The sequence below is a fragment of the Halomonas urumqiensis genome (genome assembly GCF_003028575.1).
GTDB classification, from domain to species: Bacteria; Pseudomonadota; Gammaproteobacteria; order Pseudomonadales; family Halomonadaceae; genus Halomonas; species Halomonas urumqiensis.
In genome coordinates, this window is record NZ_PYUD01000001.1 from 594,758 (window position 1) to 618,635 (window position 23,878).

Below are 23,878 nucleotides of genomic sequence, written 5' to 3' on the forward strand. Positions count from 1 at the left end.
CGAAGCTTCCCACCATCAGGAGACATGCCATGTTGACTCCCTTCCATCTGGCCGTGCAGGTCCGTGACCTGGCAGAGGCGCGTCGTTTCTATGGCGAGCTGCTGGGCTGTTCGGAGGGTCGCTCCAGCGACAGCTGGGTCGATTTCAATTTCTTTGGCCACCAGTTCGTCTGTCACCTGAACCCCTCGCTTGGCGAGCAGGGTGTTGCCGACCACCGTAACCCCGTGGATGGCCATGGCGTGCCAGTACCGCACTTCGGGGTGGTGCTCGAGATGGCGACCTGGGAGGCGCTGGTCGATCGCCTGACCGCCGCTGGTGTGACGTTCGATATCGAACCCTATATTCGCTTTCGTGGCGAGCCCGGTGAGCAGGCCACCATGTTCTTCCGCGACCCAAGCAATAATGCCATTGAGTTCAAGGCATTCCGTGATATCGAAGGGCAGTTGTTCGCCACCTGAAGGCGTGTGGCCTACCTTGCGAGTGAAGGTGGGCTCTGTTGCAATAGGTTCCTTTCCCGTAAGGGGCTACCAACAGGAGTTGAGTGGATGGCAAGGACACCTTGGACAACGGCGTCGCTGGCACTGGCCATGGCGCTCACGCTAGCGGCGTGTGGCAACGGTGACGAATCAACCGGCACCGAGGCCGAAGACGCGCCGGCCAGCACCAGCGAGGCGCCGGCGGAGCAGGAATCGGAGAGCACCGGAGGCGATGGCGTCGCCAGTGACGAAGCGAGCCCCGTGGAGAGTGACGACGCTCCTGACGCGGAAGCTGACACTGAGTCCGACACCACAGGCCAGGGAGATACCGCTACGAGCGATGCCGAAGGTGAGCTTGAGATCGACGAGACCCAGGATGTCGAGGCCGACACCCTGGGCGAGTCACCGACCGATACTCTCGATGAGCAAACCGCACTTCCCGGTGAAACAACCCCTGAAGAGGTCGATGCGATCATCGAGCAGACCGAGCAACGTTTCGAGGAGGCCAGCCAGCGTATCGAGGAGCAGTTCGAAGAAGCCGAGAGCGAATCCTTCGTGCCGGAGCCCATGGAAGACGAGGGCGAGGGCTTCGAATCGCAGATGGACATCGACTCGAGCCTGGACGAAGGCGGTGGACCCGGCAGCAGCGAGGTCGACGCGATCATCGAAGAGCAGGAGCGTCGTTTCGAGGAAGCCCAGCGGCGACTGGAAGAGCAGTTCGAGTCCATGGAGCAGGAAGTGAATGAGTTTGAGCCAATGGAGATGGGCGAGCCCATGGAATTCGAGCAAGATGAGATGAACCAGGATGAGCGAGTGCTAGAGGGGGCCGAGCAAGAGGGGGGCGAGCAAGAGGGGGGCGAGCAAGCGCCAGAGGAATGAAACCGGGGGAAATGGCCCTGGAAGCAATGAAAAGGAAGCAATGAAAAAGGCCCACCTGCAAGGTGGGCCTTCTCGTTGCATGCCGTGCCAGCGAAGCTGGCACGGCTCCACGGCTGAATCAGTCAGCGACGCGGATGTTGGAGGCCTGAAGGCCTTTCTTGCCCTGAGTGACCTCGAAGGAGACCTTCTGGCCATCTTGCAGGGTCTTGAAGCCGTCAGCCTGAATCTCGGAGAAGTGAGCGAACAGATCATCGCCGCCGTCGTCCGGAGAGATGAAGCCGTAGCCCTTGGTATCGTTGAACCACTTGACAGTGCCAGTTGCCATTGTCGATTTCCTTAACATACTGTAATGATCGTGCCGGGAACACGATGAAGTACCGTGATCCCCAAGTGCGTGGCAAGACAAGGAAGAAGTGCGCACAGGGTGTATCGAAGAAATCGAAGTACAACGGACGACTTAATACTTGCTACCAACGCTACGGATGGTGCAATACCACCTTGATGACGTCAACCGACGCACCTGGATGGCTTGACCACCAACCGCAAGATCACTGTAGTTGGAAACACTCCGGCCGGCAAGCCTCGGCCCGGATGCAACGTACACGCTAGGGATGTGGCAAATAATGTTGATCGATGCGCAATTCTGGCCGTTCCTGGTGGCCATCACGCTGCTGACCATGAGCCCCGGGGTGGACACCCTGCTGGTGATTCGCAACACCGCGCGTGGCGGGGTTCGGGATGGGCTGCTGACCAGCCTTGCGATCTGCAGTGGACTGTTCGTGCACGCCGCCGTCTCGGCGCTGGGCATCTCGTTGATCCTGCTGCAGTCCGCCTGGGCATTCGGCCTGCTCAAGCTGGCCGGGGCGGGTTACCTGATCTGGCTTGGGGTCAACAGCCTGCTGGCCTCGAGGCGTGGCCAGGGGTTGCCGGTGGCCGGGGTGAGCGGGGCCCCCCGGGCCGTACCGTTCTGGCTGCCGCTGCGCGAGGGGTTTCTCTCCAACGTGCTCAACCCCAAGACGGTGATCTTCTACATGGCCTTCCTGCCGCAATTCATCGCCCCGGGTGACCCGGCGCTGTTCAAGTCGCTGTTTCTGGCCGGCGTGCATTTCGTGATCGCCAACATCTGGCAGATCGCCATCGCGGCGATGGTCGGCGGTGCGGGCCGCCTGCTGGCGAGCCGCCGCTTCGCGCGTTGGCTCAACGGGCTGACCGGTGCGGTGCTGGTGACCTTCGGCGTCAAGCTGGCGCTCGAGCGTCAACCAGGCTGACGCCGCTGACGCCCAGATATGCGATCGCCCCGCGTGGGCGGGGCGATCGTGGAGCGGCGGTCATTCGCCGTGGTGAAGCGTGATGCTCAGGCGTCGATGCGCTTGTACTTCATGCGATGCGGCGTGTCGTTGCCGACGCGCTTCTTGTGGTCCTCCTCGTACTCCTGGTAGTTGCCCTCGAAGAACACCACCTTGGACTCGCCCTCGAAGGCGAGAATATGGGTGGCGACACGGTCGAGGAACCAGCGGTCGTGGGAGATGATCATCGCGCACCCCGGGAACGCCAGCAGCGCTTCCTCGAGGGCTCGCAGGGTCTCGATATCCAGGTCGTTCGACGGCTCATCGAGCAGCAGCACGTTGGCGCCCTGCTTGAGGGTCTGGGCCAGTTGCAGGCGCCCGCGCTCACCACCGGAAAGATCGGAAAGACGCTTCTGCTGGTCGTTGCCCTTGAAGTTGAAGCGGCCGACGTAGGCGCGCGACGAGACTTCGTAGCCGTTGATGTTGAGGATGTCCTGGCCATCGGACACCGCTTCCCAGACGGTCTGCTTGTTGTCCAGGCCGTCGCGCAGCTGCTCGACATAGGCGATATCGACGGTGTCGCCAACCACGACGTCGCCGTTGTCGGGCTGCTCGACGCCCTTGACCAGCTTGAACAGCGTCGACTTGCCTGCCCCGTTGCCACCGACGATGCCGACGATGGCGCCCTTGGGCACGCTGAACGAGAGATCCTCGTAGAGCAGCTTGTCATCGAAGGCCTTGGACACGCCATGAAACTCGATGACCTTGTCGCCGAGGCGCGGGCCGGGCGGAATGTAGATCTCGTTGGTTTCGTTGCGCTTCTGGAAATCGCCTGACTGCATCTCCTCGAAGCGGTTGAGGCGCGCCTTGCTCTTGGCCTGGCGGCCCTTGGCGTTCGAGCGCACCCACTCCAGTTCCTGCTTGATCGCCTTCTGGCGGGAGGCTTCCTGCTTGGCTTCCTGGGCCAGGCGCTGCTCCTTGGCCTCGAGCCAGTTGGAGTAGTTGCCCTCGAAGGGGATGCCCTGGCCGCGGTCGAGCTCGAGAATCCAGCCGGCCACGTTGTCGAGGAAGTAGCGGTCGTGGGTGATAGCCACCACGGTGCCTGAGTAGTCGTGCAGGAAGCGTTCGAGCCAGGCCACGGATTCGGCATCCAGGTGGTTGGTGGGCTCGTCGAGCAGCAGCATGTCGGGGCTAGCCAGCAACAGGCGGCACAGTGCCACACGGCGCCGTTCGCCGCCGGAGAGATTGCCTACACGGGCTTCCCAGGGCGGCAGCCGAAGGGCTTCGGCGGCCACTTCCAGCTTGCGCTCGAGATTGTGGGCATCGGCTGCCTCGATGATGTTCTCGAGTCTCGCCTGCTCGCTTGCCAGGGTGTCGAAGTCGGCATCGGGCTCGGCGTAGGCGGCATACACGGCGTCGAGCTTTTCCTGGGCGGCCTTGATCTCGCCAAGTGCTTCCTCGACCGTCTCGCGGACATTCTTGTCGTCGTCGAGCTGCGGTTCCTGGGGCAGGTACCCGACGTTGATGCCAGGCATCGGGCGTGCTTCACCCTCGAACTCGGTATCCACGCCGGCCATGATGCGCAGCAGGGTCGATTTACCCGCACCGTTCAGGCCCAGCACGCCAATCTTGGCGCCGGGGAAGAAGGAGAGTGAAATATCCTTGAGGATCTGCTTCTTGGGGGGCACGACCTTGCCCACCCGGTTCATGGTGTAGACGTATTGCGCCATGGGAACTCATCGGTTGGAGGTTTGCAGTGGGCACCGATGATAGTGGCCACTGCCACGAAAGGCCAGCGCTGTCCCGGCAGGGACAACGCCATTACCGTCGGGTGGCGCTATTCTTCTTCTTCGTCGATGGCCCAGTCATCCTCGATGGCACGACGCAGGCGGCGTTCTTCTAGCAACGCCTCGACACGCCGGCGGGCACGCAGTGTATCGGCGCGACTGGACGGGCGCGAGCGGCCGTAGTGGTCGTCATTGACGGCCTCGGCGAAGTCATTCTCGTCGTCGAGGGTATCGACAAGGTGTTCACTGCCCATGCGAAACACTCCCATGGCCTGACGTCGAAACGGGTGGCATCGACGTATCACACGATCGCTTCTCGTCCGCTCGCAATGACCTGATGTGTGCGGAACCCGAAGCCCCAGCAGGCAACCCAGATTGCCTGCTGGCTATATATCCCCATGGCGTGGCTTGTGCAAGCCCTGCTGGAATGTTTTTGGGTGGTAGGTGCCTGCGCCGGGAAGCGTCGGCAGCGAGGGAGGGGATCACTCCAGGCCGTGTTGCGCCTTGAGCCGTTCGAGTTCCATCTGGGCTTCGACGCGTTCGGTGACATCCTTCTGCACGCCGATGTAGTAAGTGAGGTTGTCGTCCTCGTCATGCACAGGGGTGATCGACAGTTCGTTGTAGAACAGCGTGCCATCCTTGTGGTAATTACGCAGCACCGTGCGGCAGGGACGCCCTTCCCTCAAGGCCAGACGGATGGCGGTCAGACCCTCCTGGTCACGATCGTCGTTCTGCAGGAAGCGGCAATCCTGGTAGAGGATCTCGTCGGCGCTGTAGCCGGTAAGGCGCTCGAAGCCCTTGTTGACGTAGATGAGGATGTTCTCGTCGCCTTCCTGCTCGGCTACCACGATGCCGTCCTCCGAGGCATCGACGATACGTTCGAGTAGTTCGGGACTGATCAGCGGAGATCGTTTCATGCAAGGGGTTCCTGTCGAGGAGCCTGTCCGGATCGCAAACCTTGGCGATGACCGGAGTCGATTGTCGTGACTTGCATTACATCATGGCCAGCCGGGCGCGGGATTTCAACGCATACGGTCTCACTCGACTTCCGGAAGCCGGCTGGCGCTGGCTGCCGCCGCCAACGCCATGATGGCCAGTGCCACCAACAGTGCCGTGGTCCCAAGCCACTGCGCGAGGCCACCGATCAGCAAGCCAAGTGCAAGCATCAGGCCGCCGGTCAGTGTGTTGGACAGTGCAACGTAGAGCGCCCGCTTGTCGCTACCCGCCATGTCGACGATATAGGTCTTGCGGCCGAGCCGCACGCCGGCATGCACGATAACCAGCAGTGCATAGACCAGGGCGTATGGCCACACGGTCTCGCTGACGGTGGGCGGCAGCCAGGCGCAGGCCGCACCCAGCAGGCAGCAGGCGGCGGCCCCGAGGCCCGCATCGCGCATCACCCGGCGGCTCGAGGCGTCGGCGCGCTTGCCCCATACCGGGCTTGCCACCAGGCCTGCAAGCCCGGAGACGATGATCAGCACCCCCAGGCCGCCTAGTTCCGCGCCACTCTGCTGCTGACCGAGCAGGGCAACGTAGGGTAGCGCCAGGGCGCTGGCCATCAGCAGTGCGCGTGAGACATTGAAATGCAGGAAGTCACGGTCGGTGCGCAGCAGGTGCATGCCCAGCTTGATGCTGTCCCAGGCATCCTCGCCGCCTTCGACGGCGCCCGGGGTTTCGGCGATGCGCGCAGCGCACAGTGCGTTGCCTGCCCAGCCAAGCGCCGCCACGCCAAGCAGCACGGCCAGCGCCAACTCCCCTGGGCGCTCATCGAACAGCATCAGCACCGCACCGGCGGCCAGGGTGGCCGCACCCGCCACGCTGCCGCTCCAGCCCATCAGGGTGCCGCGGCGCGTTTTGGCGATGGTCTTGCCCATCACGTCCTTGGTGGCGATCGAGGAGAGTCCTCGTGCAAGCGATAGCCCCACCAGCACCAGCAGCACCAGGGCGCCGCCGAGGCTCCCCGAGCCGAACAATGCAAGCACGGCGAGCAGCGCGGCGGCGATGGCCTGCAGGGCTCCGCCGGCCACCCAAACCCACTTGCGCTCGGGTTTGCCTCGAATGAACCCCGCCACGAACAGCTGCGGCAGCAGTGAGCCGGACTCGCGGATTGGCACCAGCAGCCCGACCATCCACGTCGGTGCGCCGATCACCCCGAGCAGCCACGGCAGCACCAGCCGGGCGCTGGAGAGCTCATCGGCAAGCTTGTTGCCCAGCGCGGCGAACAGGTGCAGGAAGAAATTGCGCGGCTGCTCGGTGCAGGCCTCCTCGGGGATGTCCCGGCACATCCGGCTGTCTTCATCGCCGGTCAACCACTCGAACAGTCGGGACTGGCTGATCTCGGAGTCGGCCATCTAGGCTCCTTGGCTGATATGATGGGGCAGCGTCTGGATCACGCGCATTGATCCCCATTGTTGCCAGCGGAGGGCCGCGTGTCACGTATTCGCATTCACTACTGTACCCAGTGCCAATGGCTGCTGCGCAGTGCCTGGCTGGCCCAGGAGCTGCTCTCGACGTTCGGTGAGGAGCTCGAAGAGGTGGCCCTGGCGCCGTCCCATGGTGGGTATTTCGAGATTTTCCAGGACGACGAGTCGATCTGGGAGCGCAAGCGCGATGGCGGCTTCCCGGACAGCAAGACGCTCAAGCAGAAGGTGCGCGACCGGCTGGACCCCACGCGTGACCTGGGGCATATCGACCGATGAGCGTGGTGGGGGGCGCGATGCAGCAGGACGACCGCCGGGCAATGCTGTTTGGCCTTGGCGCGGTGGCGTTATGGTCGACGGTGGCGACCGCCTTCAAGGTGGCGCTCGGTTACATGACCCCATTGGAGCTGATGTGGCTTGCCTCGCTGGTCTCCTGGGCGTTGATCGCTGTGCTGGTGCTCCGCCAGGGGTTGATGGGGCATGCCCTGCGGCATGGCTGGCGGACGGCTGCCTGGGCAGGGCTGATGAACCCGGTGGCCTATTACCTGCTGCTGTTCGGTGCCTATGACAGGTTGCCGGGCCAGGAGGCGATGGCGCTCAACTACACCTGGGCGCTGGCCATGGCCTTCCTGGCGGTACCGATTCTCGGCCAGCGATTGACGCGCACGGACGTGCTGGCCGGCTTGATCGCCTATTCCGGCGTGTGGGTGATCGCCACCCGTGGCGCGGTGCTGGATGTGGCCTTCGCCGACCCGCTGGGGGTGGTACTGGCGATGGGCTCCACTCTGGTGTGGGCGCTCTACTGGCTGCTCAATGCCCGCGACCACCGTCCCCCCCTGGTCGCCCAGTGGCAGAACTTCAGCATCGGCTTGCCGGTGCTCACCCTGCTGATGCTGTGGGGACCCGGCATCGCCTGGCATGGTTGGGCGGCGCTGGGGGCGGGGGTCTACGTCGGTCTCTTCGAGATGGGTATCGCCTTCGTGCTGTGGCAACTGGCGGTGCACAAGGTCTCGCGCACCGCGAAGGTTTCCAACCTGATCTTCCTGTCGCCCCCAGTGTCATTGATGCTGCTGTACCTGGTGGTGGGCGAGCCGATACTGCCCTCGACGCTGGTGGGACTGTTGCTGATCCTCGGTGGGCTGGGCCTTCAACAGTGGCAGAAGAGCCCGGCCCCCAAGGCTCGGCAAAACGACTCTCAGCAGGACAACTGATACTCGAAGAGCAGTGCCTTGAAGTCCTGTCGCTGGTGGGCAAACAGGTAGATGGCAACTTCGTGCTGCTCTGGCCAATGGCGGTAGATCACCCTGTAGCCATCGATCAGCAGCTCTTGGTAGTGGCCAATGCCGAGTTCCATGGCCAGACGGCATACGGGGTAGGTCTGGGGCCTCAAGGCCAGGCGCTCGGCGGCGGTGCTGACCAGATCAAGCGAAATCTGTTCGACCCTCGACAGCGGCATATCGAGATGGTCCAGGAGAAAGTTTTCGCAGACCTCCAGAGAAAGCTCTGCTGTCGACTCGAAAGTGACTGTTGTCCGCGAGGCAGCATTTGAAGGAGAGGTCACATCGAATCGCCCCGACGAGCGGCGTGGCGTGTCTTCACTTTTTCCATGAAGGCATCGACGGTAGATGACTTGCCCTCCGCGCGACTCTTCTCGCCAAGGCTAAGCAACTTGAGCAGCGCGATGGCTTGCTCCCGGCGCTCATGCGAAGCATAGGACTCCACCACGTAGGTGGGCTTGCCTTTCTGGGTGATCACAAGCGGCTCTTCGACATCGAGCGTTGCCGCATGCTGCTTGAGGTAGCTGATGGTTTCCGTGCGCATGTCACATCTCATTGGTTGAGTGATCCGAATATAGACCACTGCCGGACTGATCGCTATTCAGCCTTGGCAAGCGACACGCCGCTATCGGCAAGCAGCGTGGCAAGTTCCGGCCACACATTGTCGAGGATGATCGGCTGCGCCGACGCTGTCGGGTGGATGCCATCGGACTGCATCAGCGAGTCATCCAGGGCGATGCCCTCGAGCAGGAAAGGCACCAGCGTCAGGTCGAATTCGTCGGCAAGCCGCGTGTAGACAGAGGTGAAGGCGTCCCGGTAGGCCTGTCCATAGTTCGGTGGAATGTCGATGCCGAGCAGCAGCACATCGGCGCCGGCCTCATGGCTGGCCTCGATCATCCCGGCCATGTTGGCCTCGAACTGACGAGGTGGCAGGCCACGCAGGCCATCGTTGCCGCCCAGTTCCAATAGAACAATGTCCGGCTCGTGCTGTCCGAGAAGCTCGGGAAGCCGGCTGGCGCCACCGCTGCTGGTCTCGCCGCTGATGCTGGCGTTGACCACCTGCGCCTTTCCGTCCAGGCGCGTCTGCAGCAGACTGACCCAACCCCGTTCCTGCTCGATGCCATAGGCGGCGCTCAGGCTGTCGCCCATCACCAGCACCACCGGGCGCGAATCGGCCTGGGCGACCCCAGCAGCAGCAACGAGCAGTATCGAAAGGCTCAGTCTTGAAAACCAGAGCTTCGAAAACCAGAGCATCGGCAAGCACGGCGCGACGGCCATCAACGGACGACCAAGGAATCCTTTCATCATGACCTACACCTCTCGTTCGGAAAGCACGCGTTCGCAAAGCACGTCTTCACATAGCGACTCTTCAAATAGCACGTCTTCACATAGCACGTCTTCAAACAGCACACCGATTCTACACGCCGACCACCTCGCCAAGCAGGTGCAGAGTGGCGAAAGGCGTTTGACCATTCTGAGTGACTTGAGGCTCACGGTGTTCCCCGGGGAGAGTGTGGCGATTCTCGGCCAGAGTGGTGCCGGAAAATCGACGCTGCTGGGCCTGCTGGCCGGACTCGATGCGCCGAGCAGTGGTGAGTTGTCGCTGTTCGGTCAGCCACTCTCGTCGCTGGATGAGGATGGACGCGCTCGGCTGCGTGCCGGCCGTGTGGGCTTCGTGTTCCAGAACTTCCAGTTGTTGCCGACGCTGACGGCGCTGGAGAACGTGCTGCTGCCGCTGGAGCTCTCGCCACAGCCGGATGCCGAGGCGCGTGCACGCGACTGGTTGACGAGGGTGGGGCTTGGCGAACGACTAGAGCACCTGCCCAAGCAACTCTCCGGAGGCGAACAACAGCGTGTGGCGCTGGCCCGTGCCTTCGTCACCGGCGCCGAGCTGGTATTCGCCGACGAGCCCACCGGCAACCTCGACCCCGCCACCGGCGAGCGCATCATCGATGCGCTGTTCGACCTGAACCAGCAGGCTGGTACCACCCTGGTGCTGGTCACCCATGATCATGCCCTGGCGCGGCGCTGTGACCGCTGCCTGCGCCTGGCGGATGGCAAGCTCACCGAAATGACCCGCGAAGAGGTGAGCGCATGAATGCTGTGGCGGAGCGGGAGAGCACATCGCCGCTGGCTTCCGCGTGGCGGCTGCTGAAGCTGTCCGCGCGTGGCCTGGTGCGTGACCTGCGTGCCGCCGACGTGCGCGCATTGTTCGTGGCGCTGGCCCTGGCGGTGGCGGCCTCCACCATGATCGGCTTCTTCCTCGATCGGCTCGACCGTGGCCTGACACGCCAGGCCGGGCAATTGATGGGCGGTGACCTGGTGCTGGAGCAGGGCCGCCCCTTCGCGCCCGAGATCCGTGAGGCGCTCGAGTCGGCGGGCATGGTGATCAGCGACCAGGTCGACATGGTCTCGATGATCAGCCATGGCGATGCGTTCCAGCCGGCCAGCCTAAAGGTGGTCGACGAGGTCTATCCTCACTATGGCACCGCCAGGGTCGATATCGGCGAGGGCGTGGAGGCGATTCCCAGTGGCCCGCCGGCGGGCGAGGTATGGCTGGCGCCGCGACTGGCGCTGCTGCTCGAGGCCGAGATTGGCGATGCCGTGCGGGTGGGCGACAGCGAACTGCGTGTGGGAGGGCTGATCGAGCGTGAACCGGACCAGTCGGCGGGCTTTGGTAGTTTCAACCCGCGCTTGATGATGAATGTTCAGGACCTCGCCGACACCGACCTCGTCCAGGACGGCTCGCGGGTGGAGTTCGAACTGCTGGCCGCCGGTCCGCCCGAAGCACTGGAGCAGCTCTCGCCGTTGCTCGATCGGCTGCGACGTGACGGTGTCGAGGTGCGCGATGTGCGGCGCGATCGACCGGGGCTCGGCAATGCCCTGGAGCGCGCCGAGCGTTACCTCAGCCTGGCGGGGCTTGCTGCCGTGTTGCTGGCGGGCGTGGCGGTGGCGATGGCCACCCGGCGCTACGTCGATCGCCACCTGGATACCGCCGCGTTGATGCGCTGCTTCGGCGCCACCCAGGGCGAGTTGACGCGGCTATTCGCCCTGCAACTCCTGTGGCTGGCGCTGGCGGCATCGGTGCTGGGGGCGCTGCTGGGCCTTGCCGGGCAGGCGGCCCTGTTGTACCTGCTGACCACCTTCCTGCCGATCGAACTGCCACCCCCCGGTTGGCTGCCGCTGTGGCTCGGTGTGCTGACCGCGTTGGCCGTGCTGGTGGGGTTCGCCGGGCCTACGCTGCTGCGCCTGAAGAAGGTCAGTGCCCTCAAGGTGTTGCGCCGCGAACTCGACCCGCTGCCGGCCTCCGCCTGGCTGGTGGTCGCCGTGGCAAGTCTGGTGTTCGGTGGCCTGCTGTGGCTCTACTCCGGCGACCTTGTCCTCTCGGCCGGTTTGCTGATTGGCGGGCTGGTCATGCTGGTGCTCTTGTGGGGCCTGGGTTCGCTGATGCTGTCGGGAGTGCTCAAGCTTGCCGGGCGGCTGCCGCGCGGTGGCGGTAACGATGCCAGCCTTCCCCAGGCGCTGCGCCTGGGCGGCCAGCAGTTGGCGCGTCGACGCACGGCAAGCCTCGGCCAGTTGCTGGCGTTCTCGGTGACCTTCTTCGCCATGGCGATGATCGCCCTGGTGCGTGGCGACCTGCTCACCACCTGGGAGCAGCAGTTGCCGGAAGATACGCCGAACTACTTCGCCATCAACATTCAGCCCGGTGAGCGGGACGGCTTCGAACAGGCGCTGAGTGGCGCCGCTGATGCACGCAGCGCGCTCTATCCGATGGTGCGTGGGCGTATCACCGCTATCAATGGCCAAACGCCGCGCGACGTGGTGCCAGCCGAGGCGCGGGGCGACAACGCCCTGCGCCGCGAACTGAACCTGACCTGGCGCGAGAGCCTGCCGGAAGGCAACCGTCTGGTCGCGGGGCAGTGGTTCGACGATCTGGAAGGTTCGACCAGCGACTGGTACGGCGAGGTCGCCGCCGAGCCCGAACCCGGTGCCCGCCCGGTGCCCATCTCCATGGAGGATGGTCTGGCCGAGCGCTTTGGACTATCGCTCGGCGATACGCTGACCTTTACCATCGGCAGCGCCGAGGTCGTCGGCGAGCTGGTAAGCCTGCGCAACCTCGACTGGGACAGCTTCCGGCCCAACTTCTACGTGATCTTCCCGCCCGGCGTACTGGAGCGGTTCGGCCACAGCTATATCACCGCCTTCCATCTCGATGAAGGGGAGTCCGACACCATGCGCGAGCTGGTTCGCCAGTTCCCGGGCGTTTCGCTGCTCAATGTCGATGCGATACTGGCTCAGGTGCGCGACCTGCTCACCCAGGTGACTCGTGCCGTGGAACTGGTGCTGGCCTTCGTGCTGCTGGCCGGAGTCAGCGTGCTGTATGCGGCACTGACCGCCAGCCGGCCGGTGCGCGCCCATGAAAGCGGCCTGATGCGGGTGTTCGGCGCCGGCAATCGGCTGTTGTCGCGGGTGCAGGGGGCCGAATTCGCGATCCTGGGGCTGGCCAGCGGGCTGATGGGGGCGCTGCTGGCCGAGCTTGCCACCGCCGGTATCTACCTGGCCTGGTTCGACCTCGCGCCGCGATTGCACCTGTGGATATGGCTGCTGTTGCCGCTGGGCGGGGCGCTTGCCATCGGGGTGATTGGCCACCTGCTGTCACGCGACCTGAGGCGTCAGGCGCCGGCGGCGAGCCTTGGCCTGTTGGGCGAAACCTGACACCGGAGAGGCCATACATGAAGACATCGACGCTGCGTTACCGGTTGCTCGATGCCCAGTTGAGCCTGGCACGGGAGCAGTCGCGGTCCGTCGTTCTTCTGGTGACCGGACATGCGGTGACCCACAAGGGGCAGGTGGTCAACGAACTCAACCACTGGCTGGAGAACCGCCATACCGAGGTGCATGCGCTTGGCCCCAGCAGCGAGGAGCAGGAGCGCCCCTACTGGTGGCGCTACTGGCGGCGCGTGCCGGAACGCGGGCGTATCGGCATCTTCATCCACGGCTGGTACGGCGATGCGCTGTTCGCCCGGGCCGAGCGGCGACTCTCGCCCGGCGCCTTCGCTGATCGGCTGGCGCGCATTCGCCAGTTCGAAGCCGAGCTGGCCGCCGAAGGCGTGGTACTGGTCAAGCTGTGGATGGATATTGGCCGCAGTGCCCAGCGCAAGCGGCTGATCGAGCTGCAGCATGACCCGGCGCTGGCCTGGCAGGTTGGCGCCACCGAGTGGCAGCGACATGGTCAGCATGCGGTGATCGAGGCGATCGGCAAGACATTGCGCCGTGACACCCACGCCGCCCATGCGCCCTGGCAGGTGCTCGGCAACGACACGCCGGATCACCAGGTCAAGCGTGTGGCCACCTGCCTGTTGGATGGGCTGTCGGCCTCGCCGGAGCCCCCATCTATCAGTGATGGCGAAAGCGCCGATCCCGCCGCGAATATTCCATCGGTGGCAGCCGAGACCCATGGGTTCGAAGCGCTTGCCAAGACCACCTATCGTGAGCGGCTGGCCGAGGCCCAGGCGCGCCTGGCGCGCAACGCCCGTGAACTATCGCGGCGGCGTATCCCGGTGGTGATGGCCTTCGAAGGCCATGATGCCGCGGGCAAGGGTGGAAGCATTCATCGGGTCACCTCGGCGCTGGACGCCCGCCAGTACCGGGTCCATCGAATCGCCGCGCCCAGCGACGAAGAGTTGGCCAAGCCCTGGTCCTGGCGCTTCTGGCGCCGCCTGCCAGCGGATGGGCGTATCGCGATCTTTGACCGCTCCTGGTATGGCCGGGTACTGGTCGAACGAGTGGAAGCGCTGGCAAGCCCCGCGCAGTGGCAACGCGGGTACGGCGAGATTCGTCACTTCGAGCAGCAGTTGCTCGAGCATGGCACGGTGCTGATCAAGATATTTCTGTCCATCGACAAGGCCGAGCAGCTACGCCGCTTCGAGGATCGCGCCGCCACGCCCCACAAGCGCCACAAGCTCACCGATGAGGACTGGCGAAATCGCGAACGCTGGGATGACTACCAACGAGCCATCGACGAGATGTTCACCCAGACCCACTGCCAAGGCGCCGAATGGGCGCTGATAGCCTGCGATGACAAGCGTCATGCCCGGCTCGCGGTGCTCGAACACGTCAATCAGCGCCTGGAACGCCGACTCTTCATGCCCGTGTGAGCGGGATGTTCGGCATGCCACAGGCACTTGTCTGGCGCATGTCCTTATCGTCCGGCGCTGGTGCTAGACTGCCCACAACTCTGTGCAAAACCCCGATCTCGATGTTTCATCACAAGGAAGGTGTCGCATGTCTCGTCCCCTCATGTTGTCTCTCTCCACCGCCGCCTGGCTTGCCGTGGCGGCCACCCCGGCCTTCGCCGATGCCGAGCGGCTGGAAGCCGATCTGCGGGCGCTGTTCTCCGACAAGGGCACACTTGCCATCGGTTCGGTCGATGAGGCGCTGATCCGCGACCGGGTCACCGCCGAGGAGCTGGTGTTCGATTCCGCCGAAGGGGAACGCTTGCTGATCGAGCGTTATGTGGTCAGCGGTGACTATGACAGCCCCGATGAGGTGACGGTGGAGGGTGTGCGCCTCGAGGATGGGTTGACTGAACTCGCGCTGCTCGAGATCGAGTCGCTGGTGTTTGGCGAGCCTTCGAGCGCGGTATTGCCGTTGGGCGATCACGATGCCCTGGACGCGGTGACGCTTGGCAGCCTGGCCATCGATGGCATCGCGCTGGACCTGGCTTCCCGCACCGCCGAGGAGTGGTTTGCCGGTACCCCGCTGCGCAATAGCGAGGGGCGAATGACCATCGAGAAGCTGCGTGGTGAGGCGTTGTCCCGCGACGCCATCGGCTGGCTCGAGATCACCGGCGTGGATGGTGTCGGCCAGAACCTGGATGAACTGGGCGATGGATCGTTCTCGCTTGCCTCGCTGCGCCTGGAGGGGCTGACCGGGCTCGACGAAGAGGGCGCCGAGGAACTCGAATCGCTGAGCCTGAATGAGCTGGCGGTAGATTCGGACCGGCTGGTGGGCTCGCTGGCCGCGCTTGTCATGACCACCGACCTCGCCGAGCATCGCGGCGAGATGGAGCTGGACGATTTTCGCCTCGACCTGGCGCGCATGATCGAGCTGGCGCCGGAGGACGAGCGCACCCAGTTCCGCATGGTCAGCAATGTGCTCACCGATGGCAGTGGCGAGCTGATGATGGATGCCGCCTTCAACAGCGCATGGCATGAGGAGACGAACATCCAGGGTCCGGGCGCGCAGGGCGTGTTGAGTAGTGATGGCTCGATCACCCTGCATGAGGCGTTGGCCCTGGCCCTGGTGGCGGAACTGCCGATGCGCTTGCCGGAAGGCATGGAACCCGCGGCGTTGTTCGGTGACGAGATGCTGAGTGACGTGACGCTGCTGGGTGGCGAGCTCGGGTTGACGCTGGCCAACGAGGGGCTGTTCGGCCGCATGATCACCCTTGGGGCGGCAACGGAAGGGGTGTCCGAGGCGGCCTATCTCGAGCAGGTACGCACCCAGGCCAATGGCTTCGGCATGATGTTCGGGCCGCGGGTCCAGTCGCTGTTGCTTGGCCTGGTCGCTCTTGCCGAGGGCGAGGCCAGCGAGCTTGAGATCAACGTCACGCTGCCAGCCAACAGCCGTTTCGAGAGCCTGACCGAGGATCCCCTGGCGTTGCCTGAACGGCTCGACCTGCGGGTGGAAACTCGCTGAACCTGACTGTCAGTTCAACAGCAGGTTGCACAGCGGCCCTGGCCCGACTTGACGGATTTGCAACATGGCATGACGCCCTTTCATATGAAAGCCGTCTTGGGCTGGGGTATCATGCTGGCCTCAGATTCCCCCGTGATGCGAGGTTTCCCGCCGATGTTCAGCCGTGACATGCAGATTGCCGGTTTCGATGATGTCCTGTTCGATGCGATGCAAAAGGAGGTCGCCCGTCAGGAAGCGCACATCGAGCTGATTGCCTCCGAGAACTACGCAAGCCCAAGGGTGATGGAAGCCCAGGGCAGCCAGTTGACCAACAAGTACGCGGAAGGCTATCCCGGCAAGCGCTACTACGGCGGCTGTGAGTACGTCGACATCGTCGAGCAGCTCGCCATCGATTATGCCAAGGAGCTGTTTGGCGCCACCTACGCCAACGTTCAGCCGCATTCCGGTTCCCAGGCCAACAGTGCCGTGTTCCAGGCGCTGGTCAAGCCGGGCGATACGGTGCTCGGCATGAGCCTCGACGCCGGTGGCCACCTGACCCACGGCGCCAAGCCGAACTTTTCCGGCAAGCATTACAACGCCGTGCAGTATGGCCTTGGCGAGGGTGGGCTGATCGATTACGAAGAAGTCGCAAGCCTTGCCCGCGAGCACCAGCCGAAGATGATCATCGCCGGCTTCTCGGCCTATTCCCAGATCATCGACTGGGCGAAGTTCCGCGAGATCGCCGACGAGGTGGGTGCCTTCCTGCTGGTCGACATGGCCCACGTGGCGGGCCTGGTGGCCGCTGGCGTCTACCCGACCCCGCTGCCCCATGCCCACGTGGTCACCACCACCACCCACAAGACCCTGCGCGGCCCGCGCGGCGGCTTGATCCTCTCTTCCGAGGGCGATGCCGACATCGAGAAGAAGCTGCAGTCAGCGGTCTTCCCGGGTGGGCAGGGTGGCCCGCTGGAGCACGTCATCGCCGCCAAGGCGATCTGCTTCAAGGAGGCCATGGACCCGGCGTTCAAGACCTACCAGCAGCAGGTGGTCAAGAATGCCCAGACCATGGCCGGCGTGTTCATCGAACGCGGCTTCGAGGTGATCTCCGGCGGCACCGAGGATCACCTGTTCCTGCTCTCGCTGGTCAAGCAGGGGCTGACGGGCAAGGAGGCGGATGCCGCCCTTGGCCGCGCCCACATCACGGTCAACAAGAACGCCGTGCCGAACGATCCGCAAAGCCCCTTCGTGACGTCCGGCCTGCGTATCGGCACCCCGGCGGTCACCACCCGTGGCTTCGGTGAAGCCGAGTGCCGCGATCTTGCCGGCTGGATCAGCGACATTCTGGATGTGATGGCCAAGGGGGAGGATTCCACCGCCATCGAAGCCGAGGTAAAGGGCAAGGTCGAAACCGTCTGCGACCGCTTCCCAGTCTATCGCTGAGCCCAACCTGACTTGCTGATCGCCCCACTCATGGGGCGGCTATCGACGCCCCGCCATGCTGCCATGGCGGGGTGTCTGCGTTTTGGGGTGTCTGCGATTTGGGGTATTTGCGACTGGCTTGATCTGGCGCGGGGCAGGATGTCCATCCAGCAAGTATGCTGAAGAAACGGGTATCCTCTGCCGGCAAAGGAGCGTGAACGCATGTCGACACTAACGTTTCAAGGTGCGGTTGGAGAGGTTACGGGTTCACGCTACCTGCTTGAAGTGGAAGGCGACGCACACCCTCTCAAGTTGCTGCTGGAATGTGGCCTGCACCAGGGCGACAGGGATGACGATGAAGTCAATGCCAGACCGTTCGGGGCGCTGGCCAGGGAACTCGAGGCAGTGGTGATCTCGCATGGCCATCTGGACCATGCCGGGCTATTGCCCAAGCTGGTGCGTGAGGGTTACCAGGGCCCCATCCATTGCACGCGCGATACCCATGAGCTACTCGAGATAATGCTCACCGATGCGGCCTTCGTGATGGCCAAGGACATCGAGTGGGAGAACAAGTGGCGCGACCGAGCCGGCAAGCCGCTGCTCGAACCGCTCTATGAGCTCAAGGATGTCGAACGCACGCTGGCGTTGTGTGAACCCCATCTCTATGGCCAGCCGGTAAACCTGCCTGGTGGGTGACGCTGGTCTATCGCGATGCGGGGCACATCCTTGGTTCGGCGATCGTCGAACTCACACTGCCCTCCGGAGGGCGCGACCGCCGCCTGGTGTTTTCGGGTGATCTCGGCAATCCAGGTTCTGCACTCATGAAAGACCCCGAAAAGGTCTTCGATGCTGATATCGTGCTGATGGAAAGCACTTATGGCGACCGTGACCACCGCCCGCTCGAGGACACGATCGAGGAGTTCGCCGAGGTGCTCGACGAGACCCACGCGGCCGGCGGCAACGTGTTGATCCCGGCCTTTGCGGTGGGGCGCACCCAGGAGATCCTCTACCATCTCAGCATGCTCTATCACCAGGGACGCCTGAAACAGCAGATGGTGTTCCTCGACAGCCCCATGGCGATTCGCGTCACCGAGCTCTACGACAGGAAACGCAAGTCGCTCAACCCTGATGATCTCAAGGTGCTCAACATTGCCGCCCAGGGGGATACCAGCAACTACCTGCTGGTGTTGCGCTTGACCCGCACGGTGGAGGAGTCGATGGCCATCAATCGCATCCACGGGGGCGCCATCATCATTGCCGGTGCCGGGATGTGCACGGGTGGACGTATCATTCATCACTTTCGCTACCACCTCGGCAAGCCGAACACCCGCGTGGTGATCGTCGGTTTCCAGGCGGCGGGCACCCTGGGTCGGCAGCTGGTGGATGGCGTCAAGCGCGTCAAGGTGCTGGGCGACGAACTGGTGGTCAAGGCGCGAATCCATACCATCGGCGGTTTCTCGGCGCATGCCGGCCAGCATCAATTACTGGGTTGGGCGGGACCGTATCGAGCTTTGAGACGCCGCGAGTCACCTTCGATTCCCGACTCCTGATTCGCGATTCGCGCTTTCCGGTTGCTCGGTGCTCTTCGGCTTGACCTGTATCAAGGTGCGGCCACATGCCACATACGTGACATCCCCGCATGCACTAGACTGCAGGGGTGAGGTTGATGGTTATTGCCTTATAATTATTTGATATTAGGGTTTGGTATTAGAGGATGTGATTGCCGGCTGGTTGCGAGCCGGCTACCGCCCTGGTTAAAGCCAGATGAGGCTTGATCCCAAGGCTCCGTTGTTCAGCTGCTGAGCTCATTGACTGCTTGAGGTAAACGCTATGAAAAGCAACGTAGGCGGCATCGACAAGATGGCCCGAATCGTGGTTGGCGCTGTGCTGATTGGCCTTACCCTCACTGGCATCATCGGTGTCTGGGGGTGGATCGGCGTGCTGCCGCTGGCGACGGGATTGTTAAATTTCTGCCCGGCTTACAGCCTGCTGGGCATCAACACCTGCAAGCTCAAGAAGTAGATTGCTTCTGGACGTCGGTTCCCCATGGCCTGGTGTTGATATATGTGAAAAAAATATAACGTTAGAACTTTTATTCGGGTATGCTGTGGCCAAACCGTGAGCTAGTGACATCAATGGAGGTATCTTCCATGCCCCAATCCACCACGCCCCAATCCACCACGCCCCAGCCCATCGTCACCCACTTCTTCGACGAGCCGACCAACACCTTCAGCTACGTGGTTCAGGATCCTGCCAGCCGCGCATGCGCTATCCTCGATTCGGTGCTCGATTTCGACTACGCGGCCGGGCGCACCGACGTACGCTCAGCCGACCAGATCATCACCTTCGTGCGCGACAACGACCTGGAGGTGGAGTGGATCCTCGAGACCCACGTCCATGCCGACCACCTCTCCGCCGCTCCTTACCTGCACGACAAGCTGGGCGGCAGGACCGGCATCGGCGCCAGGATCACCGTGGTGCAGGACGTATTCGGCAAGGCCTTCAACGCCGGCACCGAGTTCGCCCGCGATGGCAGCCAGTTCGACCGTCTCTTCGAGGAGGGTGACACCTTCACCATCGGCCACCTGGAAGGGCGGGTGCTGCATACGCCCGGCCACACCCCGGCCTGCCTGACCTATGTGATTGGTGATGCCGCCTTCGTCGGTGACACCCTGTTCATGCCCGACTACGGCACCGCCCGCTGCGACTTCCCGGGGGGGGATGCGCGCACCCTCTACCGCTCCATTCAGAAGGTGCTGTCCCTGCCGGACGAGACCCGCCTGTTCCTTTGCCACGATTACAAGGCCCCGGGCCGCGAGCAGTTCCAGCATGAGACCACGGTGACCGAGCAGCTCGACCACAACGTGCATGTACACCAGGGCATCAGCGAGGATGAGTTCGTCAGGATGCGCACCGAGCGTGATGCAACCCTTGGCATGCCGAAGCTGATCATTCCCTCGGTGCAGGTCAACATGCGCGCCGGGAAGATGCCGCCGGCCGAGGACAATGGCCAGGTGTATCTCAAGGTACCGATCAACACGTTCTGAGAGTCGCCAGGTGAACCCAAAGCGTTACCTGCCCATCCTCCAGTGGCTGCCCGGTTATGGCCGCGAGCCCCTGACCCGCGACCTGCTGGCGGCGGTGATCGTGACGATCATGCTGATCCCTCAGTCGCTGGCCTACGCCATGCTGGCCGGGCTTCCCCCGGAGACGGGGCTCTATGCCAGCATCGTGCCGCTGGTGGTCTATGCCTTATTCGGTACCAGCCGCACCCTGGCGGTGGGGCCGGTGGCGGTGGTCTCGCTGATGACGGCGGCGGCAGTAGGGCAGATCGCCCCACAAGGCTCTCCGGAATACCTTGGTGCGGCCCTGGTGCTGGCACTGATGTCCGGGCTGATGCTGACTGTGATGGGTGTGGCGCGGCTGGGTTTTCTGGCCAACTTCCTGAGCCACCCGGTGATCTCGGGATTCATCACCGCCTCGGGGCTGATCATTGCCGCCAGCCAGCTCAAGCATGTACTGGGGGTGGAGGCCAGCGGCCATCATCTGGTCGCACTGCTTGCCAGCTTGGCGGGCAGCCTGGCTGAGGTTAACGCCCCGACCCTGGCTATCGGCCTGGGTGTGCTGGCTTTCCTGCTCATCGCGCGGCGCTGGCTGACACCCACCTTGCGCCGGCTGGGCGTGCCGGCCCGGCCGGCGGAGATGTTGACCAAGGCGGCGCCGATCCTCGCCGTGGCGGTGACCACGCTTGCCACTTGGGGAATGGGGTTGGACGCGAATGGTGTGGCCGTGGTCGGCAGCGTGCCAGCGGGCCTGCCGCCGCTGACCCTGCCCGGCTTCGACAGCGGCCTGTGGCGTCAGCTCTTCGTGGCAGCACTGTTGATCAGCATCGTCGGCTTCGTCGAGTCGGTGTCGGTGGGCCAGACGCTGGCCGCCAAGCGCCGCCAGCGCATCGACCCGAACCAGGAGCTGATTGGCCTTGGCACCTCCAACATCGCTGCCTCGTTTACCGGCGGCATGCCAGTGACCGGTGGCTTCGCACGCTCGGTGGTGAACTTCGACGCTGGTGCCGAGACCCCGGCGGCAGGCGCCTTCACGGCGCTGGGTATCGGCTTGGCGGCACTGCTGCTGACCCCGCTGATCGCCTATCTGCCGATCGCCACCCTGGCGGCCACCATCATCGTCGCCGTGCTCTCGCTGGTCGACTTACCTGCCATCAAGCGCACCTGGGACTACTCGCGCAGCGATGCCGCGGCGATGCTCGCCACCATCCTGGTGACCATGGGCCATGGGGTCGAGAGTGGCATCACGGTGGGGGTTGGTCTGTCGCTGGCACTGCACCTGTACCGTACCAGCCGTCCCCACAGCGCCGTGGTGGGACGGGTCCCCGGTACCGAGCACTTCCGCAACGTGCAGCGCCATGAGGTGGAGACCGACGAGCATCTGTCGATCCTGCGGGTCGATGAGGGACTCTATTTCGCCAACGCGCGCTACCTCGAGGATACCGTGATGGAGCTGGCCGCCCGTCAGCCTGGCCTTGCGCACATCGTGCTGGCCTGCCAGGCGGTCAACGTCATCGATGCCTCGGCGCTGGAGAGCCTTGAGGCCATCAACGCGCGGCTCAAGGATGCCGATGTGACCCTTCATCTGGCCGAGGTCAAGGGGCCAGTGATGGACAGGCTGCACAACACCGCGTTGTGTCGTGAGCTCACCGGACAAGTGTTCCTCAGTACCTTTGACGCGTGGCGGGCACTGCATGACGAGCGCGACGCGACGCAGCTGCCGAGCGCCAGCACCTCGCGGTCCACGGCCCGCCAGGCGGCCCCCTGAGCCTCTCACCCCTGGGCCTTATCCACCCGAGTCTTTAAACACCCAACCGCATCCTTGCGATGCTCAAAGGAGAGAAAAAGTGGACTGGAGTTCATCCCTGCAGGGGCTGGCCGGTGGCATCCTCATCGGCCTTTCCGCAACCTGGTTGATGGCCACCCTTGGCCGTATCGCCGGTATCAGCGGCATTATCGGCAATCTGATCACCGTGCGGCCCCGTGGCGACAGCGCCTGGCGCATTACCTTCCTGCTCGGCCTGATCAGCGGGCCCATGCTGCTGATGCTACTGGGCGGAAACCTGGGCAATGTGGCGGGTGCGCCGGGTGAAGTGATCGGTCAGCCGGCGGGTGGCGTCGTACTGATGCTGGTGGCCGGACTGCTGGTGGGGGTGGGCACGGGCCTTGGCAGCGGCTGCACCAGCGGGCACGGCGTGTGTGGTCTTGCGCGTCTCTCGCCGCGCTCGCTTGCCGCGACGCTGACCTTCCTGGCCACGGCCATCGTCACCGTCTTCGTTGTCGGCCAGTTGAGTGGAGGTGGCGCATGAGCACAAATCGTCAAGCACGCTCGAACAACGGGACACTCAAGGCATTCGCCGGTTATATCGCCGGGCTGCTGTTCGGCCTGGGACTTGCGATCTCCGGCATGACCGATCCGGCACGCGTCATCGGCTTTCTTGACCTGGCCGGCGCCTGGGACCCGACGCTGATGTTCGTGCTGGGCGGTGCCGTGGTGACCAATTTCATCGGTTACCGGATGGTACTGCGCCGGCCTCACCCCTTGCTCGAGGGGGGCTTTCAGATTCCCACCCGGCGTGACCTCGATGCCCGCTTGATCGGTGGCGCGGCCTTGTTCGGCATCGGCTGGGGGCTCTCCGGTTACTGCCCCGGGCCGGCCTTTGCATCGCTCGCCGGCCTGAGCCTGCCGCTTGCCGCCATGCTGGTCGCCATGGTCGCGGGCTGGTTCCTGGCCCGGGTGGTGCCCACCAGAGGCTGATGGCGCTCAACCGCCGGGGGCGGGGCCACCCATTGCCTCAATAAGTTGCTCGGGGTCGGGTAGCCCCTCGATGCGTTCGAGCCGGTCACTCTCGCGGTACAGCGTGGTGGGGGTGGCGATCAGGTTGAGCTCATCGAACAACTGGTTGTTGGCGTAGACCTGCTCTTCGATGTCACGAGGCTGTGCCGAGGGTTGGATCTCCTCGCCGTCACCGCTGTGGGAGTGAAGTGCCGCCGCCGGGTCATCGGCGCCCAGCAATGCCGAGGCCTTGGCGGGGCTATCCGATTCGAGAATGCCGACCATGATATGGCGTAGTTGCACCGCGCCTGCCTCCACCCAGGGACGGCTTTGCTCCCAGAACTGACGGCAATACGGGCAGTTGGGATCGGTGAAGGTGTACAGTACGCGCTCAGCATCGGCGCGGCCATCGGCGATCCAGTGGCTTTCCTCGAGCCGTTGCCAGAGCTCGGCGTTCTGCGCGGCACGCACGTGGGTATCCAGGGCGGCGGCGGAAAGGTCGCTACCCTCGGCATCCACCAGCGTGCCGACCACCGCGTGTTCGCCACCCGGCAGCAGGTAGATGGCCACTTCACCGCCCTGGTAGCTGGCAGCGTAGCCGGTCAGTCCTTCCGGGGCTTCGAACTCGGCATGGATAGTGAGCCCCTGGGCAGTGAGCGCCTCGACGGGGGCGGGCCAGGGTGTTTCAGCGAATGCCACGGGGCAGGCGGCAAGCATGAGCAGGGCAGGTGTGAGCGAGCAAGTGGAAAATCGCATGGTGTCGTTCCAGGGCAGTCATAAGAGTGGTGGCGGCTGGGCGATGATGGCCTGACCCGT

General features: G+C 63.9%; 26 protein-coding genes. 17 read left to right on the forward strand and 9 right to left on the reverse strand.

What is annotated here, in order from left to right; translation table 11 throughout:
• Positions 1-29: 29 nt before the first annotated feature.
• Together C6V82_RS02535 and C6V82_RS02540 are read left to right on the forward strand one after the other, a co-directional pair.
• Positions 30-458 (forward strand): VOC family protein, encoded by a 429-nt coding sequence (locus C6V82_RS02535; RefSeq protein WP_102589315.1) that lies wholly within the window; start codon positions 30-32, stop codon positions 456-458.
• Positions 459-545: 87 nt separating this feature from the next.
• The gene (locus tag C6V82_RS02540; RefSeq protein ID WP_146009690.1) at positions 546-1,355 is read left to right on the forward strand and encodes a hypothetical protein; all 810 of its coding nucleotides are present in this window, start codon (positions 546-548) and stop codon (positions 1,353-1,355) included.
• Between the two features lie 118 nt (positions 1,356-1,473).
• Here the strand turns inward: C6V82_RS02540 and C6V82_RS02545 are convergent, their stop codons facing one another.
• On the reverse strand, positions 1,474-1,680 hold the full coding sequence (locus tag C6V82_RS02545; protein WP_102589317.1) for a cold-shock protein: 207 nt from the start codon (positions 1,678-1,680) through the stop codon (positions 1,474-1,476).
• A 298-nt stretch (positions 1,681-1,978) separates the two neighbouring features.
• Between C6V82_RS02545 and C6V82_RS02550 the strand changes: the two genes are divergently transcribed.
• Positions 1,979-2,623 (forward strand): LysE family translocator, encoded by a 645-nt coding sequence (locus C6V82_RS02550; protein WP_373297567.1) that lies wholly within the window; start codon positions 1,979-1,981, stop codon positions 2,621-2,623.
• An 86-nt stretch (positions 2,624-2,709) separates the two neighbouring features.
• Here C6V82_RS02550 and ettA read toward each other — a convergent pair whose 3' ends face one another.
• The 4 genes from ettA to C6V82_RS02570 form a co-directional block, all read right to left on the reverse strand.
• Positions 2,710-4,371, reverse strand: coding sequence for an energy-dependent translational throttle protein EttA (ettA, locus tag C6V82_RS02555; protein ID WP_102589319.1), 1,662 nt, complete (start codon positions 4,369-4,371; stop codon positions 2,710-2,712).
• Positions 4,372-4,478: 107 nt separating this feature from the next.
• Positions 4,479-4,682 carry a PA3496 family putative envelope integrity protein gene (locus C6V82_RS02560; protein WP_180978336.1) on the reverse strand — a complete coding sequence of 68 codons (204 nt, stop codon included), beginning with the start codon at positions 4,680-4,682 and terminating at the stop codon, positions 4,479-4,481.
• 228 nt (positions 4,683-4,910) lie between these two features.
• The gene (locus C6V82_RS02565; protein WP_102589321.1) at positions 4,911-5,345 is read right to left on the reverse strand and encodes a PAS domain-containing protein; all 435 of its coding nucleotides are present in this window, start codon (positions 5,343-5,345) and stop codon (positions 4,911-4,913) included.
• Positions 5,346-5,465: 120 nt separating this feature from the next.
• Positions 5,466-6,779, reverse strand: a complete 1,314-nt coding sequence (locus C6V82_RS02570) for an MFS transporter (protein ID WP_102589322.1) — start codon at positions 6,777-6,779, stop codon at positions 5,466-5,468.
• 78 nt (positions 6,780-6,857) lie between these two features.
• Here C6V82_RS02570 and C6V82_RS02575 point away from each other — a divergent pair, with 78 nt between their 5' ends.
• Positions 6,858-7,127 (forward strand): Rdx family protein, encoded by a 270-nt coding sequence (locus C6V82_RS02575; RefSeq protein WP_102589323.1) that lies wholly within the window; start codon positions 6,858-6,860, stop codon positions 7,125-7,127.
• A 17-nt stretch (positions 7,128-7,144) separates the two neighbouring features.
• Complete coding sequence (locus C6V82_RS02580) at positions 7,145-8,059, forward strand: DMT family transporter (RefSeq protein WP_229843062.1); 915 nt, start codon at positions 7,145-7,147, stop codon at positions 8,057-8,059.
• Here C6V82_RS02580 and C6V82_RS02585 read toward each other — a convergent pair.
• The 3 genes from C6V82_RS02585 to C6V82_RS02595 all read right to left on the reverse strand — a co-directional run bounded on the left by C6V82_RS02585 (position 8,044) and on the right by C6V82_RS02595 (position 9,379).
• Positions 8,044-8,304 carry a type II toxin-antitoxin system RelE/ParE family toxin gene (locus tag C6V82_RS02585; protein ID WP_102589324.1) on the reverse strand — a complete coding sequence of 87 codons (261 nt, stop codon included), beginning with the start codon at positions 8,302-8,304 and terminating at the stop codon, positions 8,044-8,046. The two genes, C6V82_RS02580 and C6V82_RS02585, sit on opposite strands and share 16 nt — an antisense overlap.
• Positions 8,305-8,405: 101 nt before the next feature.
• Positions 8,406-8,669, reverse strand: coding sequence for a type II toxin-antitoxin system Phd/YefM family antitoxin (locus C6V82_RS02590; RefSeq protein WP_102589325.1), 264 nt, complete (start codon positions 8,667-8,669; stop codon positions 8,406-8,408).
• A gap of 53 nt (positions 8,670-8,722) precedes the next feature.
• Positions 8,723-9,379 carry an arylesterase gene (locus C6V82_RS02595; protein ID WP_373297581.1) on the reverse strand — a complete coding sequence of 219 codons (657 nt, stop codon included), beginning with the start codon at positions 9,377-9,379 and terminating at the stop codon, positions 8,723-8,725.
• Positions 9,380-9,431: 52 nt separating this feature from the next.
• Here C6V82_RS02595 and C6V82_RS02600 point away from each other — a divergent pair, with 52 nt between their 5' ends.
• The 12 genes from C6V82_RS02600 to C6V82_RS02650 all read left to right on the forward strand — a co-directional run bounded on the left by C6V82_RS02600 (position 9,432) and on the right by C6V82_RS02650 (position 23,044).
• Complete coding sequence (locus tag C6V82_RS02600; RefSeq protein ID WP_102589326.1) at positions 9,432-10,223, forward strand: ABC transporter ATP-binding protein; 792 nt, start codon at positions 9,432-9,434, stop codon at positions 10,221-10,223.
• A complete protein-coding gene (locus C6V82_RS02605) occupies positions 10,220-12,841 on the forward strand; it encodes an ABC transporter permease (protein WP_102589327.1) in 2,622 nt (873 codons plus the stop codon). The genes C6V82_RS02600 and C6V82_RS02605 overlap by 4 nt, the downstream gene beginning before the upstream one ends.
• 17 nt (positions 12,842-12,858) lie before the next feature.
• Positions 12,859-14,283 carry a polyphosphate:AMP phosphotransferase gene (locus tag C6V82_RS02610; protein ID WP_102589328.1) on the forward strand — a complete coding sequence of 475 codons (1,425 nt, stop codon included), beginning with the start codon at positions 12,859-12,861 and terminating at the stop codon, positions 14,281-14,283.
• A 127-nt stretch (positions 14,284-14,410) separates the two neighbouring features.
• Positions 14,411-15,826 (forward strand): hypothetical protein, encoded by a 1,416-nt coding sequence (locus C6V82_RS02615; RefSeq protein ID WP_102589329.1) that lies wholly within the window; start codon positions 14,411-14,413, stop codon positions 15,824-15,826.
• 153 nt (positions 15,827-15,979) lie between these two features.
• Positions 15,980-17,245, forward strand: a complete 1,266-nt coding sequence (gene glyA / locus C6V82_RS02620; protein ID WP_102589708.1) for a serine hydroxymethyltransferase — start codon at positions 15,980-15,982, stop codon at positions 17,243-17,245.
• A 201-nt stretch (positions 17,246-17,446) separates the two neighbouring features.
• Positions 17,447-17,920 (forward strand): MBL fold metallo-hydrolase, encoded by a 474-nt coding sequence (locus C6V82_RS18140; RefSeq protein ID WP_219724528.1) that lies wholly within the window; start codon positions 17,447-17,449, stop codon positions 17,918-17,920.
• 125 nt (positions 17,921-18,045) lie between these two features.
• Positions 18,046-18,774 (forward strand): MBL fold metallo-hydrolase, encoded by a 729-nt coding sequence (locus C6V82_RS18145; protein ID WP_219724529.1) that lies wholly within the window; start codon positions 18,046-18,048, stop codon positions 18,772-18,774.
• 280 nt (positions 18,775-19,054) lie between these two features.
• Positions 19,055-19,246: a YgaP family membrane protein gene (locus C6V82_RS02630; protein WP_102589330.1), complete on the forward strand. Its 192-nt coding sequence runs from the start codon at positions 19,055-19,057 to the stop codon at positions 19,244-19,246.
• A gap of 128 nt (positions 19,247-19,374) precedes the next feature.
• Positions 19,375-20,271 (forward strand): MBL fold metallo-hydrolase, encoded by an 897-nt coding sequence (locus C6V82_RS02635; RefSeq protein ID WP_102589331.1) that lies wholly within the window; start codon positions 19,375-19,377, stop codon positions 20,269-20,271.
• Positions 20,272-20,281: 10 nt separating this feature from the next.
• Positions 20,282-22,054 carry a SulP family inorganic anion transporter gene (locus tag C6V82_RS02640; protein ID WP_102589332.1) on the forward strand — a complete coding sequence of 591 codons (1,773 nt, stop codon included), beginning with the start codon at positions 20,282-20,284 and terminating at the stop codon, positions 22,052-22,054.
• A 79-nt stretch (positions 22,055-22,133) separates the two neighbouring features.
• On the forward strand, positions 22,134-22,595 hold the full coding sequence (locus tag C6V82_RS02645; RefSeq protein WP_102589333.1) for a YeeE/YedE family protein: 462 nt from the start codon (positions 22,134-22,136) through the stop codon (positions 22,593-22,595).
• Positions 22,592-23,044 carry a DUF6691 family protein gene (locus C6V82_RS02650; RefSeq protein WP_102589334.1) on the forward strand — a complete coding sequence of 151 codons (453 nt, stop codon included), beginning with the start codon at positions 22,592-22,594 and terminating at the stop codon, positions 23,042-23,044. Before C6V82_RS02645 ends, C6V82_RS02650 begins: the two co-directional genes overlap by 4 nt.
• A gap of 6 nt (positions 23,045-23,050) precedes the next feature.
• Here C6V82_RS02650 and dsbG read toward each other — a convergent pair whose 3' ends face one another.
• Positions 23,051-23,818: a thiol:disulfide interchange protein DsbG gene (gene dsbG / locus C6V82_RS02655; protein WP_102589335.1), complete on the reverse strand. Its 768-nt coding sequence runs from the start codon at positions 23,816-23,818 to the stop codon at positions 23,051-23,053.
• Between the last annotated feature and the right edge of the window lie 60 nt (positions 23,819-23,878).